The following is a 16,344-nucleotide window of genomic DNA, read 5'->3' as shown; positions in this document are numbered from 1 at the left end:
GACGGGCATCCGCATCCGCCGGGCATGGCCCGGCGCTACCGGCATCACGCCTGGCCGTGGTGGATGCCCATCCTGGTCGGCCCCGCTCTGGTAGATGCCCACCTTGGTGGGCGTTGCTCTGGTAGATGCCCACCTTGGTGGGCGTTGCCGGCCAGCGACCGGCACTACCGGGTTCAGCGGCGCCTGCCGGCCGACGGCCGGCATCACCTCGGTCAGCCGTTACGCAGCGCGTGTACCGCGGGAGCCACCTGGGCCTGGCGGTCGAGCTCCAGGCCTACCTGCTCCAGCGCGTCAGCCAGTGCATCGGCATCATCATCACGCAGGGTGGCGTGACCCACCTTGCGGCCGTCACGCGATTCCTTGCCGTAATCGTGCCAATGGCCACTGGCCTGCTGCAGCACCGGCGTCGGGTCGGGCATTGCCCCCAGCCAGTTCAGCATGCAGGCATGGCCGAGCATGCGGGTACTGCCCAGCGGCAGGCCGAGCACCGCACGCAGGTGGTTCTCGAACTGGGAGGTTTCGCTGCCTTCGATGGTCCAGTGACCGGAGTTGTGCACGCGCGGCGCCATCTCGTTGGCCAGCAGTTCACCGTCGCGGCAGAACAGTTCCAGAGCGAACACACCCACGTACTGCAGGTGTTCGGCAACACGACGGGCATAGCCGATCGCTGCTTCGTGCTCGGCAGCGGACAACACCGCCGGTGCGACGCTGGCCGACAGCACGCCGTCGACATGCCAGTTGCCGGTGACCGGCCAGGCCTGGAAGCCGCCATCGCGGCCACGCACGGCAACCACGCTGACTTCGCGCTGGAAGGCGACAAAGCCCTCGAGGATCAGCCCGGTGCGCTCGACCTGCGCCCCCAGGGCCTGCCATGCCGCATCGATGTCCGCTTCGCTGCGCAGGCGGAACTGGCCCTTGCCGTCGTAGCCCAGGCGGCGGGTCTTGAGGATGCACGGCAGGCCGAATTCGGCGGCCCTGGCAGCCAGCTCGTCGCGGCTGCGGATATCGGCGAAGGCCGGCAGCGGAATGCCCAGCTGCTGGAACAGGGTCTTCTCGCTCAACCGGTCCTGGGCCACCGCCAGCGCCGACGGCGGCGGGTAGACCGGCACTCGGTCGGCCAGCCATTGCGCGCTGTCCGCCGGCACGTTCTCGAAATCGAAGGTGATCACATCGACTTTGGCGGCGAAGTCCGCCAGTGCCTGGCGATCATCGAAGGCACCCACGGTGAGCGGTGCCAGCGGGCCACTGCAGGCGTCGGCCGCCGGATCATACAGTTCGAAGCGCAGTCCCAGCGGCGCACCGGCCAGGACCATCATGCGGGCGAGCTGGCCGCCGCCGAGGATGCCGACGGTCAGGCTCATTGGCGCGGATCGTCGTGGGCCATCACGTCTTCGGTCTGGCGCGCCCGGAAGCTGTCCAGCGCCTGGCCGATGGCCGGCTGGTCGCTGGCCAGCATCGCGGCGGCGAACAGTGCGGCATTGGACGCACCGGCATTGCCGATGGCGAAGGTGGCGACCGGGATGCCGGCCGGCATCTGCACGATCGACAGCAGCGAATCCATGCCGTTGAGGGCCTTGGACTGCACCGGCACGCCCAGCACCGGCACCGCGGTCTTGGCCGCGATCATGCCCGGCAGATGCGCGGCACCGCCGGCGCCGGCGATGATCGCGCGCAGCCCGCGCGAACCGGCCTGCTCGGCATAACTGAACAACACATCCGGCGTCCGATGCGCGGACACCACCTTCACTTCGAACGGAACACCCAGAGCTTCAAGCTTCTGGGCGGCGTGCTGCATGGTTTCCCAGTCGGAGCGGGAACCCATGACGATGCCGACAAGCGGCGCGATCGGGTTGGGGGTCATTGGCCGTCACCTGCCTTAAAGACGTATTCTAGCCATCTTCCACGCAAGACGAAGAACCATGGATCGCAAGCTGCTCGACCTGCTGGTATCGCCCGACACCCGCCAGCCCCTGTCCCTGCTGGATGGCAAGGGCCTGGAAGCCCTCAACCGGGCGATCGCCGCCGGTTCCGTCAACCGCGCCGATGGCAACCCGCTGGCGCAGCCGCTGCGCGAAGCCCTGGTCACCCGCGACCGCAAGCAGGTGTTCCGCGTCGACGACGGCATCCCGGTGCTGCTGGCCGAAGAAGCCATCCCGACCGCACAGATCGCCGACTTCCCGGCCGCATGAGCGCGCTGCCGACGCCGGATCCAGCCGTCGTCGCGGCCGATGTCGCCCGCGCGTTGGCCGAGGACCTGGGCAGCGGTGACGTCACCGCCGCCCTGCTGCCCGACCAGCCCGACAGCGCCTACCTGCTGTGCAAGCAGGATGCGGTGATCGCGGGCCGTGCGTGGTTCGATGCCACCCATCGCGCACTCGATGCGGACGTGCAGATCGAGTGGCGGGTGGCCGAAGGCGACAGCGTCAGGGCCGGCACCGTGCTGGCCCTGCTGCATGGGCGCAGCCGCAGCCTGGTCAGCGCCGAACGCACCTCGCTGAATTTCCTGCAGACCCTGTCCGGCACTGCCACCACCACGGCCCGCTACGTGGCTGCGGTGGAAGGTACAGGCACGCGCATCCTTGATACCCGCAAGACCCTGCCCGGCATGCGCTTGGCCCAGAAATACGCGGTGCGGTGCGGGGGTGGCGACAACCATCGCTTCGGCCTGTACGACACGGTGATGCTGAAGGAGAACCACATCCGCGCGGCCGGTTCACTGGCTGCCGCTGTGTCGGCCGCCCGCCAGCAATGGCCACAGCTGCCGCTGGTGGTCGAGGTCGAGGACCTGGAACAGCTGCGGCAGGCGCTGGAAGCCGGCTGTGAACGCATCCTCCTGGACGACTTCAGCCCGGAACTGCGGCGCGAAGCGGTGCGCATCACCGAAGGCCGCATTCCACTGGAGGTGTCCGGCAGCGTCGGCCTCGGTGGCCTGCGCTCGATCGCCGAAGATGGGGTGGACTGCATTTCCATCGGCGGCCTGACCAAGCACGTGCAGGCAATCGACCTGTCGTTGAAACTGGGTCCGCCACCGGGTTGAGGGTGGATTCGCGGATCGTGATGTTGCCGGCCAGCGGCCGGCACCACCGTTCTCACACCCGGCGTTCACAACGGCGCTGCGACGCTGCGGCCATCCCCCACAGGAACCGCGCATGCGCCGGATGCTCTTGCCTGCCTGCCTGCTGCTGGCCGCGACGCCTTTCTCGGCCGCCGCTGTCGAAGCCTGCGATGTCCCACCGCGTTTCGGCCTGAGCCCATTGGCGGTCGCCATCCGCAACACCGCCTGCAACGAGCATAGGCTCTGGTATCGCCCCTTCATCGACCGTGACGGCCGCGCCGCCAGCCTCAGTGTCACCGAGGCCGAAGGCGATCATCTGGCCGACAACGGCCTGATCGCCTGGCAACGGGTCACCAGCTACTGGCGCGAAAGCGGCACGCTCAACGCACTGGGCAGCCAGCCCGGCGCCAGCAGCTGCCTGGCGCCGCTGGGCACGCGTTACACCGACAGCGATTGCCGCGCCTTCCTGATCGACAATCCGTGGTCGGCGGCCTTCATTTCCTGGGTGATGGTGCGTGCCGGCGTACCCGGCTTCAATGCTTCCCCACGCCATATCGACTACATCCGCGACGCCTACCAGGCAGGCCCTTCCGGCGTGCCCTACCGCCTGGTGGACCCGGCCACCGCCAAGCCTGCGCCGGGCGATCTGCTGTGCTTCCTGCGCGACCGCAGCAGCACGCTCAGTTACAGCGGATTGGTGCAGGCCCTGGGCAACGGCTCGGTCGGCCATTGGAAATCGCATTGCGAAGTGGTGGTGGCGGCCAACCTCGGTGGCGACCAGACGCTTTACCTGGTGGGCGGCAATGTCATGAACACCGTGGCGATGCGCCTGCTGCAACTGGATCGCACCGGCACGATCAAGCTGCCGCCGCCGCGCGAGCGCGACACCACCGGCATCGACCCGACCTGCACACCGGGCCGTGAGGACGAATGCAGCTTCAACCGGCAGGATTGGGCCGCGCTGCTGCAGTTGAATGCCACTGCGCCGCGGGTCGCACCGCTTCCGCCGGCGATACCCGCTGCGCCGGCACCGGTGCCGCTGCAGCCGGCAACGGAGCCTGGCAGCAATCGCTGAGCAGATGCCGCTTGATCCGGTCGCCATTCGTCGCCATCTTTGGCGGATCGACACCTGACGGCTGATGCCATGCCCACCCTGCTGTTCCTGCTGATTGCCGGCGGTATCGTCTACTTCTTCTGGAACGCAGCGCGTTCGGCCGCCGAACGTGCGATCGAGCTGGGCCGCAACGCCTGCCGCGCCGCCGATGTGCAGTGGCTGGACCAGGCGGTGCACGCCACGGGCCTGCGCCTGTCGCGCGGGGAAGACGGACGCCTCGGCTTCGAACGCACCTTCAAGTTCGAGTATTCCTACGACGGCATCGATCGCCATGTCGGCCGCATGGTGCTGCGCGGCGACCAGCTGGTTTCCTTCACCGGCCCGGGCGCGGCGCGGATCAGCCAGATCCGTGCGGACAACGAAGAGGCCGAGGATGTGTAGGGGCTGAAGGTGTGCCGACCAACGGTCGGCCCCACCATTACTTGACCACGCGCAGGGTCGGACGGCCTTTCGGCGGCGGACCAGCGGGCGGCGTGTCGTCCGGCGGCGCCTGCTCATCGTCGTGCAGCTCATCACTGGCCGGCGCCGGCTCGCCACCGGGAATGTCATCCGGCAGGGCCATGCCCTGCCCGGTTTCGCGGGCATATACCGCCAGTACGGCGCTGATCGGCACCTGCACCGGATAGCTGGTGCCGGAGAAGCGCGCCGAGAAGCTCACCGACTCGTTGTCGATCACCAGCCGTACCACCGCGCGTTCGGCGATGTTGAGCACCACCCGGCCATCCTTGATGGCTGAAGGCGGAACCTGCACGCCGGGAACGCCGGCGTCGACCAGGATGTGCGGCGTCAGCTGGTTGTCATTGATCCATTCCACCAGGGCCCGCAACAGGTACGGTCGGTGGCTGGTCATGTGGAAGAAGTCTTCGGTCATGCGTGAAGTGTAGCGCCCGACGCCCCGGCCGGGGCGGATCGCCTGCACGCCGGTCGGCGTGCAGACGGGAAAGCGGATGGCGGATCAGCCCGGCAGATCGCGCAGTTTCTTTTCCTGATCGGTCAGGCTGCGGACGAAACCGGGGTGGCGGAAGATCCGGTTGCCATAGTCCTCGATCGCCTTGCCGTCCTTCGGCAACGGCACATCCAGCGACTGCAGGCGCCAGATGATCGGGGCCATCGCGCAGTCGGCCAGGCTCATTTCCGGGTTGAGGAAGAACTTGCTGGCCTTGAACAACGGCAGCGAGGCCGTCAACAGTTCCTTCAGCCGCTTGCGCCCTGCCTCGGCCTGGGTCTTGTTGCCCAGCTGGATCGCCTGCACCTGCGGCACCCAGTCGTGTTCGATACGCAGCATGGCCAGGCGGATGCGCGCGCGCGACAGCGGGTCGACCGGCATCAGCGGCGGATGCGGATAGCGCTCGTCCAGATACTCGCTGACCACCGACGCGGCATACAGCACCAGCTCGCGCTCGACCAGGGTCGGCACCGAGTGGTACGGATTGAGATCGATCAGATCTTCCGGCGGGTTCTGTGGATCCACCGGTACGAAGTCGAAACTCACGCCCTTGGCCGCCAGCACCAGGCGCACACGGTGGCACAGTACATCGTCGTTCGAGGAAAACAGCGTCAGTGTATTGCGCATGCGTACGCTCGCCGCCATCAAAGGCTCTCCTACGACAGGAGACCGCCTGCCGTATCGGCGCCGCCAGCACCGTGCTGACGGTCGACTCCTCCCCGAGTGTGCAACCGACCATCACAAAAGCCAATAGGCCCGTTGCGATGGCCGGCCCTGGATCAGTGCACGTCCTTCCAGTATTCCTTCTTCAACAGGTACACCAGGAAGGTCAGCAGGGCCAGGAACAGGATCACCCAGACACCGAGCTGCTGCCGCTTCAGCGCAGCCGGCTCGCCGGCGTATTCAAGGAAGTTGGTGATGTCGCGCACGGCCTGGTCGTACTGCGCCGCATCGACCGAACCCGGGCTTTCAATGCGCAGGCCCGTCACCGGCGGGTCCATGCCCGCTGCTTCGGCCTTGCCATGTACCGCATGCTGCAGGCCCTGCATCTCCCACAACGGATTGGGCATGGATGCGTTGGCAAACAGCGCATTGTTCCAGCCCAGCGGGCGGCTGCTGTCCAGGTAGAACGACTTCAGGTAGGTGTAGATCCAGTCGCTGCCGCGCACCCGGGAAATCAGGCTCAGGTCCGGCGGCATCTTGCCGAACCACTTTTCGGCCTGCTCCTTGGGCATCGCCACCGGCACCGGATCGCCGATCGCCGAGCCGGTGAAGTTGAGGTTGTTCATCACCTCTTCCTCGCTCAGCCCCAGGTCCTCGCCCATCCGCGAATAGCGCAGGTACTTCAGTGCATGACAGCCACTGCAGTAGTTCATGTACAACTGGGCGCCGCGCTGCAGCGACGCCCGGTCACCCAGGTCGTTACCGGCCTGCAGGAGCTTGGTGCCGCCCTCGGCGGCCATGGCCAGGGTACTGCCCAGCATCAGGGCGGCCGCCAGGGCCAGCCGGACCATCCAGCGCTCAGTCATGCGTGGTCACCCTTTCCGGTACCGGCTTGGTCTTGTCCAGCCTTGTCCATATCGGCATGGTGATGAAGAAGGCGAAGTACAGGAAGGTCAGCACCCGCCCGACATAGGTCTCGTGTGCATCGGTACCAGGACCGGAACCGATCACCATCAGCCACGCAAAGCACACCACGAACATGCCCAGCAGGCCGCGCGACAGCCAGCCGCGGTAGCGGTAGGACTTGACCTTGGCCCGGTCCAGCCAGGGCACCAGGAACAGGATGGCGATGGCCGAGAACATCACGATCACGCCACCCAGCTTGTTGGGCACCACCCGCAACATCGCGTAGTACGGCGTGTAGTACCAGACCGGCTTGATGTGCTCGGGGGTGACCAGGCGATTGGCTTCGGTGAAGTTGTCGTGTTCCAGGAACAGGCCACCGAAGGCTGGTGCGAAGAAGATGATGAAGGCCGCGATGATCAGCAGGAAGCCCGCACCGACGCCGTCCTTGAGTGTGTAGTAGGGATGGAACGGGATGCCGTCGGTCGGCGCGTTCGGCGACCAGCGGTTGCCCTTCGGGCCCTTCTTGATCTCCACGCCATCGGGATTGTTCGATCCCACTTCATGCAGCGCGCCCAGGTGCAGCACCACCAGCAGCAGCAGGACCAGCGGCAGCGCGATCACGTGCAGTGCGAAGAACCGGTTGAGCGTGGCGTCGCTGGGCAGGTAATCGCCCATGATCCATTCGGTCAGGCCGTTGCCGATCACCGGAATGGCGCCGAACAGCGAGATGATCACCTTGGCGCCCCAGAACGACATCTGGCCCCACGGCAGCACGTAGCCCATGAAGGCTTCGGCCATCAACACGAGGTAGATCAGCATGCCCAGGATCCACACCAGTTCGCGTGGCTTCTGGTAGCTGCCGTACAGCAGCCCGCGGAACATGTGCAGGTAGACCACGATGAAGAACAGCGAGGCACCGGTGGAGTGCATGTAGCGGATCAGCCAGCCCCACTCCACGTCACGCATGATGTATTCGATGGAGGCGAATGCTTCGGCGGCATTCGTCTTGTAGTGCATGGTCAGGAAGATGCCGGTGACGATCTGGTTGACCAGCACCAGCAGCGCCAGCGAGCCGAAGTAGTACCAGATGTTGAAGTTCTTCGGCGCGTAGTACTCGCTGACGTGCTTGCGATAGATCGGCATCAACCCCGGCGCGCGGGCATTGACCCAGTCGGCCACGCCGGTGGCGGTACGGCTGAGGATGTTGGACATCAGGCAGCCCCCTGCGGATCGACACCGATGATGATGGTGTTGTCGTCCTGGTAGTGGTGCGCGGGCACCTTCAGGTTGATGGGTGCGGGCACGTCCTTGAAGACGCGGCCGGACATGTCGAAGCGCGACTTGTGGCAGGGGCAGAAATAGCCACCCTTCCATTGCGGATCGTAGGGCTCGGGGCGGATTTCACCCACCATTTCCGGCGAACAGCCCAGGTGCGTGCAGAGACCGACCAGCACCGAGATCTCGGGCTTGATCGAGCGCAGCTCCGGGTTCTGCTTGAGCACGTACTCGGGCTGCTGGTCCTTCTCGCCGGACTCGGGGTCCTTCAAGCGGCCATCCAGCCCATGCAGCGCGTCAAGGATCGCCCTGGACCGTTTGACGATCCAGATCGGCTGGCCACGCCATTCCACGATCAGGCGTTGGCCTTCCTGCAGGGCGCTGATGTCGGCCACCACCGGTGCGCCGGCAAGCTTGGCGCGGGCACTGGGGTTCCAGGATTTGATGAAAGGAACTGCGGTGAATCCGACGCCGACGGCGCCCACCACGGCTGTGGTGGCAGTAAGAAAACGCCGACGTCCGGTGTTGACTGGATCGTGTACCCCATCGTTGGCCATCCGGCACTCCGATATTGATTAGGTAGCTTTAAGGCTGCCAGCGGTTCCGGTGGGGGCCAGAGCCGCATTGAATCTCGGTCGAGTGTAGCGGAACCGTTGCGCGCCACACAACGCATTGCAACAACATAGTTTGCGGGGTTGCCGGCCAGCGGCCGGCACTACCTGTTCAAAGGTGTGCCGACCAACGGTCGGCACCTACTGCTTGCTCAGCACCGTGCGATAGCGCTCGGCCAGCTGGCCGACCCGGCGCACGTAATACTGGGTCTCGCTGTAGGGCGGCACGCCGCGATGACGATCAACGGCGCCCTCGCCTGCGTTGTAGCCGGCAGCGGCCAGGGTCAGGTCTCCATTGAAACGCTTCAACAGCCACGCCAGATACTGCACACCGCCACGGATGTTCTGCCCCGCGTCGTAGGAATCGCTGACGCCGAAGCGCGCGGCGGTGGGCGGCATCAGCTGCATCAGGCCCTGGGCGCCGGCACGGCTGAGTGCGGTCGGGTTGTAGGCCGACTCGGCATGGATGATCGCGCGTACCACGGCCTCTTCCACCCCGAATTCGCGTGCGGCCGCGGTGATCTCGCTCTGGAAGGCCGTGGTGTTCAGGCGCACGCTGCCGAAATCGACGCGCGGATTGACCCCGCAGGCGTAACAGCGCTCCATGAAACTGTAGCGGATGGTCCGCACCGGGCCGAGGTTGGCGACCTGGGTCGGGCGTGCGCTGGTGTAGTGGCGCACCCCGTCCTGCATGTACGAATAGACCTGTCCGCTGACCATCCTGCCGCCGCGTGGACTGGCCGGCGTAGAGGTCGTTGCGGGTGCCGGGGTCGCTGCGACAGCAGGACTGGCCGCAGCGGCGGCAACCGCGACCGGATTACGCTCGGCGCTGGCCACCACTGCAGCAGGTGCCGCAGGTGCTGGTAGCGGCGCCGGCGCCGGCGTGGCAACGGGAGCGCGCGCTGCCCTGCCCGCGCTGCGGGTGTAGCTGATGGTGCTGCATTGGGCACCGGCCACCCGCTTGCTGACATAGCTGGTGACACCGTCGGCGCCGAGGCACTTGTACAGGGTACCGGCGCTGGCCGGCGCAGCGGTCAGCGCAGCGATGATGATCGCCGTTATCCCCAGTCTCCCCTTCATGGCCGCGAGTGTCCCAGCTTCGCTGCGGCTTGCCAAGGGCGCCGGCTCAGACCGTGACGGCGGGCACGGCCAGGACCTGGCCAAGCCCGGCCAGGCGCTGGGCCAGCTCCTCGCGCAGCTCGTCCGGCGTGGTCCACACCGCCACCGGCAGGCGATCCAGGCTGAGGATCTGCGCCAGCATCATGCCGCGGCTCTCCGCGCCCATCCGCAACAGGCAATGTTCTGGCCCGTCGGCCTCCAGCACACCGCACCAGGGCGGAATGCGCCCGGTCAGCTCCGCCTCGCTGCCAGCCAGGCGCAGGACGGCCTGCAGCGCGAACGGCGCCTGGCTGACCGCCTGCCGCACCATCACATCCGGTGGCGCCGGAGTGCGCCGATGCAGGCCAGGCTCTGGCAGCGAACGCACTGCGCCCATCCGGTCCACGCGCAGCGTGCGCCAGTCCTGCCGCCCCAGGTCCCAGGCCAGCAGATACCAGCGCCGTCCGTAGTTGACCAAGTGCTGGGCCTCGACTTCGCGTTGCGTCACCGCGTCCTGCGCGCTGCGGTATTCGAAGGCCAGCCGCGCGGCCTGCCGGCAATGCTGGGCCAGCCGCCCGAGCAGGCGCGCGTCGGTGGATGGCAGGTCGGAGAGGGTTGCGGTGGCGGCATGTACTTCGCCGGCCTGCTGGCGGCGACGCGCCGGCACCAGCGGGTCGAGCTTGGACAGCAGGCCGCGTGCGGTGTCGTCGATGCCGGACACCGTGGCCGACGCCGCGCGCAGGGCAATCGCCAGTGTGGTGGCCTCCTCCTCATCCAGCAGCATCGGCAGCACCGGCGCACCGGCGCCCAGCCGGTAGCCGCCACCTACACCGGCCGAGGCCTGTACCGGATACCCCAGCTCACGCAGGCGCTCGACATCGCGACGGATGCTGCGCCGGTCCACGCCCATGCGCTCGGCCAGCTCGGCGCCGGACCAGTGACGGCGGGCCTGCAGCAGGGAAATCAGGCGAAGCAGGCGATGGGCGGTATGGCGCATGACGGATCGCGGACAGAAGTCGTCCGCAATTGTGCCCCAGCATGGGCCCCACTTCACCACCACCTGCAGGGAGCAATGCCATGACGTCACGCCAGATCACCCTCTACCACGCCGCCCGTTCACGCTCGAGCGGCGCTGTCGCCCTGCTCGAAGCGCTGGGTGCCGACTACCGCATGCAGGTGCTGGACCTGAAGGCCGGTGCCAACCTGGCCCCGGCCTATCTGGCGATCAACCCGATGGGCAAGGTGCCGGCCATCGTCCACAACGGCGCCCTGGTGACCGAGCAGGTGGCGATCTATCTGTACCTGGCCGACCTGTACCCGGAAGCCGGGCTGGCACCGCCGATCGGCGACGCCCTGCGCGGCCCTTACCTGCGCTGGATGGCCTTCTATGGCGCCTGTTTCGAGCCGGCGATGATCGACAAGGCCATGCATCGCGAGCCGCCGCCGCGCCTGATGTCGCCCTACAACGATGCCGATACGGTGCTGCAGGTGATCGAAGCGCAGCTGGCGCAGGGACCGTACCTGCTGGGCGAGGTGATGAGTGCGGCCGACGTGCTGTGGGGCAATGCGCTGGCATGGACCAGTGCGTTCGGCCTGGTGCAGCCAGCACCGGCGACGGCCGCCTATATCGATCGGATGAGCGCGATGACCGCGTTTGATCGTTCGCGGCAGATCGATGCGGAGCTGATCGCGGCGTAAGAGCACTCGCCGGGCACGGGCCCGGCGCTACAGAACGGGACGGGATGCAGGTAGCGCGGGGCCATGCCCCGCGAGCGCCCAGCGCGGCGCCGCCGGCGTTGCGCCGGGCGCACGCCCTGGGATGCGGGTAGAATCGCCCCTTTCCCGCCACCCGAATGGATTAAGCGCCATGACCGGGACGCCAGACGTCTTTCCGCCCGCCGCCCAGGGCGGCACTCCGCTCGTTGCCCTGCCCTCTGGTCCGCGCAAGCCCGACCAGGTGAAGGGCAAGCTGTACATCAAGACCCACGGTTGCCAGATGAACGAGTACGACTCGGCCAAGATGGCCGACGTGCTCGCCGCCAGCGATGGCCTGGAACTGACCGATCGCCCGGAAGACGCCGACGTCATTCTGGTCAATACCTGCTCGATCCGCGAAAAGGCGCAGGAGAAGGTGTTCAGCCAGCTGGGCATCTGGAAGAGCCTGAAGAACCAGGGCCGCGAGGTCATCATCGGCGTAGGCGGTTGCGTGGCGTCGCAGGAAGGCGAGGCGATCATCAAGCGTGCGCCGTTCGTCGACCTGGTGTTCGGCCCGCAGACGCTGCACCGCCTGCCGGAACTGATCCGCGCCCGTCGCGAGCAGCAGCGCCCGCAGGTGGACATCAGCTTCCCGGAAATCGAGAAGTTCGATCGCATGCCCGAACCGCGTGCCGATGGCGCGTCGGCGTTCGTGTCGATCATGGAAGGCTGCTCCAAGTACTGTTCGTTCTGCGTGGTGCCCTACACGCGTGGTACCGAAGTCAGCCGCCCGTTCGAAGACGTGGTGGTGGAAGTGGCACAGCTTGCGGCACAGGGCGTGCGCGAGATCAACCTGCTCGGCCAGAACGTCAACGCCTACCGTGGCCCCTATGGTGACGGCGAGCTCGCCGACCTCGGCCTGCTGATCCGCACCATCGCCGAGATTGACGGCATCGGTCGCATCCGCTTCACCACCTCGCATCCGCTGGAGTTCAGCGATTCGTTGATCGACGCGTTCCGCGACGTGCCGCAGCTGGCCAACTTCCTGCACCTGCCGGTGCAGGCAGGCAGCGACCGCGTGCTGTCAGCGATGAAGCGCGGTTATACCGCACTGGAATTCAAGTCGAAGATCCGCAAGCTGCGTGCGGTGCGCCCCGATATCTCGATCAGTTCGGACTTCATCGTCGGTTTTCCCGGCGAGACCGATGCTGATTTCGAGAAGACCATGAAGCTGATCGAGGATATCGGCTTCGACCACAGCTTCTCCTTCATCTATTCGCGTCGCCCGGGCACGCCGGCTGCAGACCTGGAAGACACGATCAGCGACGCGGAAAAGCATGCGCGCCTGTCGCGGCTGCAGGAACGGATCAACGCGCATGCCGCGCAGATCTCCGAAAAGATGGTCGGCAGCGTACAGACCGTGCTGGTGGAAGGCCCCTCGCGCAAGAACCCGAACGAACTGACCGGCAAGACCGAGAACATGCGTTCGGTGAACTTCCCGGCGCACCCGCGCCTGATCGGCCAGTTCGTGGACGTGGTGATCACGGAAGCGATGACCAACTCGCTGCGCGGGCGCGTCGTGACGGAATAAGGTGTGCCGGCCAACGGTCGGCACCCACCGCAATTGATGCCGGCCAACGGTCGGCACCCACCGCAATTGATGCCGGCCAGCGGTCGGCACCTACCGGGGTGGATGCCGACCGTTGGTCGGCGTGCTTCAATCCAGGCGTTTGCGGAAGCGCAGGATGGCCAGGGTCATCATCGCGACGATGAACACCAGCAGTGCCAGCGCGTCCGGCCACAGCTCCCACAGCGAAGCACCGCGCAGCATGATGCCGCGTACCAGGCGCAGGAAATGGGTCAGCGGCAATACTTCAGCCAGCCACTGCACCGGCCGGGGCATGCCGGCGAACGGGAACATGAAGCCCGACAGCAGGATGGAGGGCAGAAACAGGAACAGGGTCATCTGCATGGCCTGGAACTGCGAACGCGCCCGGGTTGAAATCAACAGGCCCAGCGCCAGGTTGGCCAGCACCAGCAGCACGGCGGCAAGATAGACATCCAGCAGGCTGCCGCGGATCGGGACCTCGAACAACCACGTGCCCAGCAGCAGCACCAGGGTGGTCTGCAGCAGACCGATCGCCGCGTAGGGCAATACCTTGCCGACCATCAGTTCGCCGCGCGATACCGGCGTGGCGATCAGCAGCTCCATGTTGCCGCGTTCGCGCTCGCGTACCACCGCCACTGCAGTGAACATCACCAGGGTCATGGTCAGGATCACTCCGATCAGGCCGGGCACGATGTTCACCGCGGACCGTCGTTGCGGATTGTAGAAGCTGATGACGCTTACCGGCCCGCTGGCAATATTGCCCTCGCGCAGCGGCCGTGTGTTGCTGGTCGGCCGCGTGTCCAGCGGTACCTGCGCCAACTGGATCGCCGCACTCTGCACCACCGTGTCGCTGCCATCGACCAGTACCTGCACCGCTTCGCGGCCTTCGTAGCGGCGTCGTTCGAAATCGGCGGGAATCACGATGCCCACGCTGATCCGGCCCCGTCGCAACGCCTCCATCAGCTCGTCGGGCGTATAGGCCTGTGCGCGCGGGGCGATCACACCGGTGGCAACCATGTCCTGCACCAGGGCGCGAGAAGCCGCACTGTTGGCCTGGTCGGCGATGCCGGCATCCAGGTGCCGCAGGTTGAGGTTGATCGCATAGCCGAACAGCAGCAACTGCATCACCGGGATGCCGATGATCATCGCCAGGGTGATCCGGTCGCGGCGCAGCTGGCGCAGCTCCTTGAGCATGATCGCCCACAGCCGTCGCAGGCTCATGCCGCCGGCTCCCGACCACGGCCACGGGTGGCGGCAACGAAGACGTCTTCCAGGTTGGGCGCCACCGGTTCGATGCTGGCCTGCGGATCGGCGTCGGCAAGGGCCTGCGCCAACATGCGGGTATCGGCCGCGCCCTCGCTGCACAGCACGCGCAGTTCGGTGCCGATCTGCGCCACGCTGAGCACGCCCGGCAGCGCCGCCAGCGCGCGGCTGGCCTGCCGGGGTTGCGCGGTGGTGACGGCCAGGGTGCGACCCTGCAGCTGCGCGCACAGTTCGGCCGGCGTGCCATCGGCTACCAGGGCACCGCGATCAAGGATCGCCAGCCGGTGGCAGCGTTCGGCCTCGTCCATGTAATGGGTGGACACCAGCACCGTGGTGCCGGCATCGGCGAGTTCGAACAGCGCCTCCCAGAAATCGCGACGCGACTCGGGATCGACCGCACTGGTCGGCTCATCCAGGAACAGCAGTTCCGGCGCATGGATCACCGCACCGGCCAGCGCCAGCCGCTGCTTCTGCCCACCACTGAGGGTGCCGGCCAACTGCACCTGGCGGTCCTGCAGGCGATACTGCAGCAGCAGCGCATCGACCCGTTGCCGCGCCTGCGCGCGTGGCAGATCCTGGATGGCGGCAAGAAATTCCAGGTTCTCCCGCACCGACAGGTCTTCGTACAACGAAAAACGCTGGGTCATGTAGCCGATGCGGCGGCGCAACGCCTCGGCCTGCGCCGGGATCGCCAGGCCCAGCACGTCGATCTCGCCCGAGCTCGGCTCAAGCAGCCCGCACAGCATGCGGATGGTGGTCGATTTGCCCGAGCCGTTCGGGCCGAGGAAGCCGTATACCTGCCCACGCGGCACCTGCAGATCGACGTTGTCCACCGCCAGCAGGTCGCCGAAACGGCGGCTCAGGCCCCGCGCACGCACGGCGATGTCATCGACCGGGTTCAGAAGCGCACCTGCACCGGCAACCCGGCGGGCAGCGCCTGCATGTCGGCACTGTCGTCGATCTCGATCTCGGCCAGGTAGCTCAACCGCGAGACGTCATCACCAGTCAACGCGTAATAGGGGGTAAAGGAAGGTTCGCTGCGGATCGACCGCACATGCGCTTTCAGTACGGTGTTGGCGCCGTCCAGCTGCACCAGCGCGGCCTGCCCGACCTTCACCTGCAGGCGCAACGGCTGCGGCAGGTATACGCGCGCATACGGCCGTTCGCCCACCAGCATCACCACCAACGGTGCACCGATCGGTGCCTGGTCGCCTTGCCTGTAGGGCAACGCATCGACCACGCCATCGCGCGGCGCGCGCAGCTGCAGCTTCTGCAGGTTGACGGCCTGCACGACCTCCTGTGCCTGTGTCGCCCTGGAGGCGGCCTGGCCCTGGGCGATGTCCTCACGACGGTTGCCGCGCTGCAGCTGCAGCCACGCCTGTTCGGCAGCACGCACGCTGGCCACGGCGTTGTCGGCGGCCGCGCGGGCCCGGTCCAGATCAGCGGCAGCCACCAACCGCTGACGGGCCAGCGGTTGCACCCGGCGATAGTAAGCGGTGGCTTCCGCCGCCTGCGCGCGCAGCGCGGTGAGCTGTGCCTGCGCCTGGGCGATCTGCTCCGGACGCGGGCCAACCTGCAGTTCCTCGAGCTGTGCCTGCGCGCGGGCCGTTTCGGCCTGTGCGGCGTCGAGCTGGGCTGCGCCACGGACAGGGTCCAGGCGCATCAGCAGCGCGCCCGCCTTGACCGCCTGCCCCTCGCGCACGTCAACGGTACTGATCACTTCAGCCGCCGGTGCGGGCACGCTGATCCGGTCCCATTCAAGCGTACCCAGTGCTGCTGGTGGTGCTTCGCCGCACCCCGCCAGCAGGCTGCTGCCCAGCAACCCCATCCTGCGCACCCACGTGCCCACGGCCATGCGCCACCTCCTGCGATGGCGCCACGGTGCCATGCTCCCTGTGCACCCGCAATGATCCAGATCAGCGCTGGCCAATAATTGATCAGCCGCTGCCAACGCCACTGCCGCAAGGCTCGCTGCCACCTATCCACAGGTTCGTGGCAACACCGTCCACACCGCATGTGGAAAACCCTGCAGGCACTGGCACAATTTTCACCACGGCATCATCTTCCTTGTGGCACAAGCCCTGCGAAGGTCTATCCACAGGTTTCTTC

At 66.8% G+C, this 16,344-nt stretch carries 18 protein-coding genes; 6 read left to right on the top strand and 12 right to left on the bottom strand.

The window, feature by feature from the left end:
• Positions 1–212: 212 nt before the first annotated feature.
• Positions 213–1,361, bottom strand: a complete 1,149-nt coding sequence (locus M2299_RS08050) for a 5-(carboxyamino)imidazole ribonucleotide synthase (RefSeq protein ID WP_223485029.1) — start codon at positions 1,359–1,361, stop codon at positions 213–215.
• Complete coding sequence (gene purE, locus M2299_RS08045; protein WP_025875268.1) at positions 1,358–1,861, bottom strand: 5-(carboxyamino)imidazole ribonucleotide mutase; 504 nt, start codon at positions 1,859–1,861, stop codon at positions 1,358–1,360. Before purE ends, M2299_RS08050 begins: the two co-directional genes overlap by 4 nt.
• Before the next feature lie 58 nt (positions 1,862–1,919).
• Here purE and M2299_RS08040 point away from each other — a divergent pair, with 58 nt between their 5' ends.
• The 4 genes from M2299_RS08040 (at position 1,920) to M2299_RS08025 (ending at position 4,550) form a co-directional block, all read left to right on the top strand.
• The gene (locus M2299_RS08040; protein WP_025875269.1) at positions 1,920–2,189 is read left to right on the top strand and encodes a Trm112 family protein; all 270 of its coding nucleotides are present in this window, start codon (positions 1,920–1,922) and stop codon (positions 2,187–2,189) included.
• The gene (nadC, locus tag M2299_RS08035) at positions 2,186–3,037 is read left to right on the top strand and encodes a carboxylating nicotinate-nucleotide diphosphorylase (protein ID WP_280884175.1); all 852 of its coding nucleotides are present in this window, start codon (positions 2,186–2,188) and stop codon (positions 3,035–3,037) included. The genes M2299_RS08040 and nadC overlap by 4 nt, the downstream gene beginning before the upstream one ends.
• A gap of 112 nt (positions 3,038–3,149) precedes the next feature.
• Positions 3,150–4,130: a DUF2272 domain-containing protein gene (locus M2299_RS08030; RefSeq protein WP_280884174.1), complete on the top strand. Its 981-nt coding sequence runs from the start codon at positions 3,150–3,152 to the stop codon at positions 4,128–4,130.
• Between the two features lie 69 nt (positions 4,131–4,199).
• Entirely contained in the window at positions 4,200–4,550 is a 351-nt protein-coding gene (locus M2299_RS08025) for a DUF3301 domain-containing protein (RefSeq protein WP_025875275.1), read from the top strand.
• A 37-nt stretch (positions 4,551–4,587) separates the two neighbouring features.
• Here M2299_RS08025 and M2299_RS08020 read toward each other — a convergent pair whose 3' ends face one another.
• The 7 genes from M2299_RS08020 to M2299_RS07990 form a co-directional block, all read right to left on the bottom strand.
• Positions 4,588–5,040, bottom strand: coding sequence for a ClpXP protease specificity-enhancing factor (locus M2299_RS08020; RefSeq protein WP_280884173.1), 453 nt, complete (start codon positions 5,038–5,040; stop codon positions 4,588–4,590).
• 84 nt (positions 5,041–5,124) lie between these two features.
• Positions 5,125–5,760 carry a glutathione S-transferase N-terminal domain-containing protein gene (locus M2299_RS08015; RefSeq protein ID WP_025875280.1) on the bottom strand — a complete coding sequence of 212 codons (636 nt, stop codon included), beginning with the start codon at positions 5,758–5,760 and terminating at the stop codon, positions 5,125–5,127.
• A gap of 134 nt (positions 5,761–5,894) precedes the next feature.
• Positions 5,895–6,644 (bottom strand): cytochrome c1, encoded by a 750-nt coding sequence (locus tag M2299_RS08010; protein ID WP_025875282.1) that lies wholly within the window; start codon positions 6,642–6,644, stop codon positions 5,895–5,897.
• On the bottom strand, positions 6,637–7,896 hold the full coding sequence (locus M2299_RS08005) for a cytochrome bc complex cytochrome b subunit (protein ID WP_025875284.1): 1,260 nt from the start codon (positions 7,894–7,896) through the stop codon (positions 6,637–6,639). The genes M2299_RS08010 and M2299_RS08005 overlap by 8 nt, the downstream gene beginning before the upstream one ends.
• Complete coding sequence (gene petA / locus M2299_RS08000; RefSeq protein ID WP_280884171.1) at positions 7,896–8,516, bottom strand: ubiquinol-cytochrome c reductase iron-sulfur subunit; 621 nt, start codon at positions 8,514–8,516, stop codon at positions 7,896–7,898. The genes M2299_RS08005 and petA overlap by 1 nt, the downstream gene beginning before the upstream one ends.
• A gap of 195 nt (positions 8,517–8,711) precedes the next feature.
• Entirely contained in the window at positions 8,712–9,650 is a 939-nt protein-coding gene (locus M2299_RS07995) for a lytic transglycosylase domain-containing protein (RefSeq protein WP_049466964.1), read from the bottom strand.
• Positions 9,651–9,696: 46 nt separating this feature from the next.
• Positions 9,697–10,665, bottom strand: a complete 969-nt coding sequence (locus M2299_RS07990; protein ID WP_032975695.1) for a WYL domain-containing protein — start codon at positions 10,663–10,665, stop codon at positions 9,697–9,699.
• Between the two features lie 80 nt (positions 10,666–10,745).
• Between M2299_RS07990 and M2299_RS07985 the strand changes: the two genes are divergently transcribed.
• Positions 10,746–11,366, top strand: coding sequence for a glutathione S-transferase (locus M2299_RS07985; protein WP_099842221.1), 621 nt, complete (start codon positions 10,746–10,748; stop codon positions 11,364–11,366).
• Positions 11,367–11,535: 169 nt separating this feature from the next.
• Positions 11,536–12,954: a tRNA (N6-isopentenyl adenosine(37)-C2)-methylthiotransferase MiaB gene (miaB, locus tag M2299_RS07980; protein ID WP_033830758.1), complete on the top strand. Its 1,419-nt coding sequence runs from the start codon at positions 11,536–11,538 to the stop codon at positions 12,952–12,954.
• Between the two features lie 126 nt (positions 12,955–13,080).
• Here the strand turns inward: miaB and M2299_RS07975 are convergent, their stop codons facing one another.
• The 3 genes from M2299_RS07975 to M2299_RS07965 are packed head-to-tail and all read right to left on the bottom strand — an operon-like array spanning position 13,081 to position 16,090.
• Positions 13,081–14,193: an ABC transporter permease gene (locus M2299_RS07975; RefSeq protein ID WP_280884168.1), complete on the bottom strand. Its 1,113-nt coding sequence runs from the start codon at positions 14,191–14,193 to the stop codon at positions 13,081–13,083.
• Positions 14,190–15,113: an ABC transporter ATP-binding protein gene (locus M2299_RS07970; protein WP_280884167.1), complete on the bottom strand. Its 924-nt coding sequence runs from the start codon at positions 15,111–15,113 to the stop codon at positions 14,190–14,192. The genes M2299_RS07975 and M2299_RS07970 overlap by 4 nt, the downstream gene beginning before the upstream one ends.
• Positions 15,114–15,133: 20 nt before the next feature.
• Positions 15,134–16,090, bottom strand: coding sequence for an HlyD family efflux transporter periplasmic adaptor subunit (locus tag M2299_RS07965; RefSeq protein ID WP_280884166.1), 957 nt, complete (start codon positions 16,088–16,090; stop codon positions 15,134–15,136).
• Positions 16,091–16,344: the final 254 nt, after the last annotated feature.

This window comes from Stenotrophomonas sp. 1278, assembly GCF_029892765.1.
In the GTDB taxonomy this organism is placed as follows: domain Bacteria; phylum Pseudomonadota; class Gammaproteobacteria; order Xanthomonadales; family Xanthomonadaceae; genus Stenotrophomonas; species Stenotrophomonas indicatrix.
The sequence above is the reverse complement of the archived record's forward strand: the minus strand, read 5'-3'. Positions and strand labels throughout refer to the sequence as shown.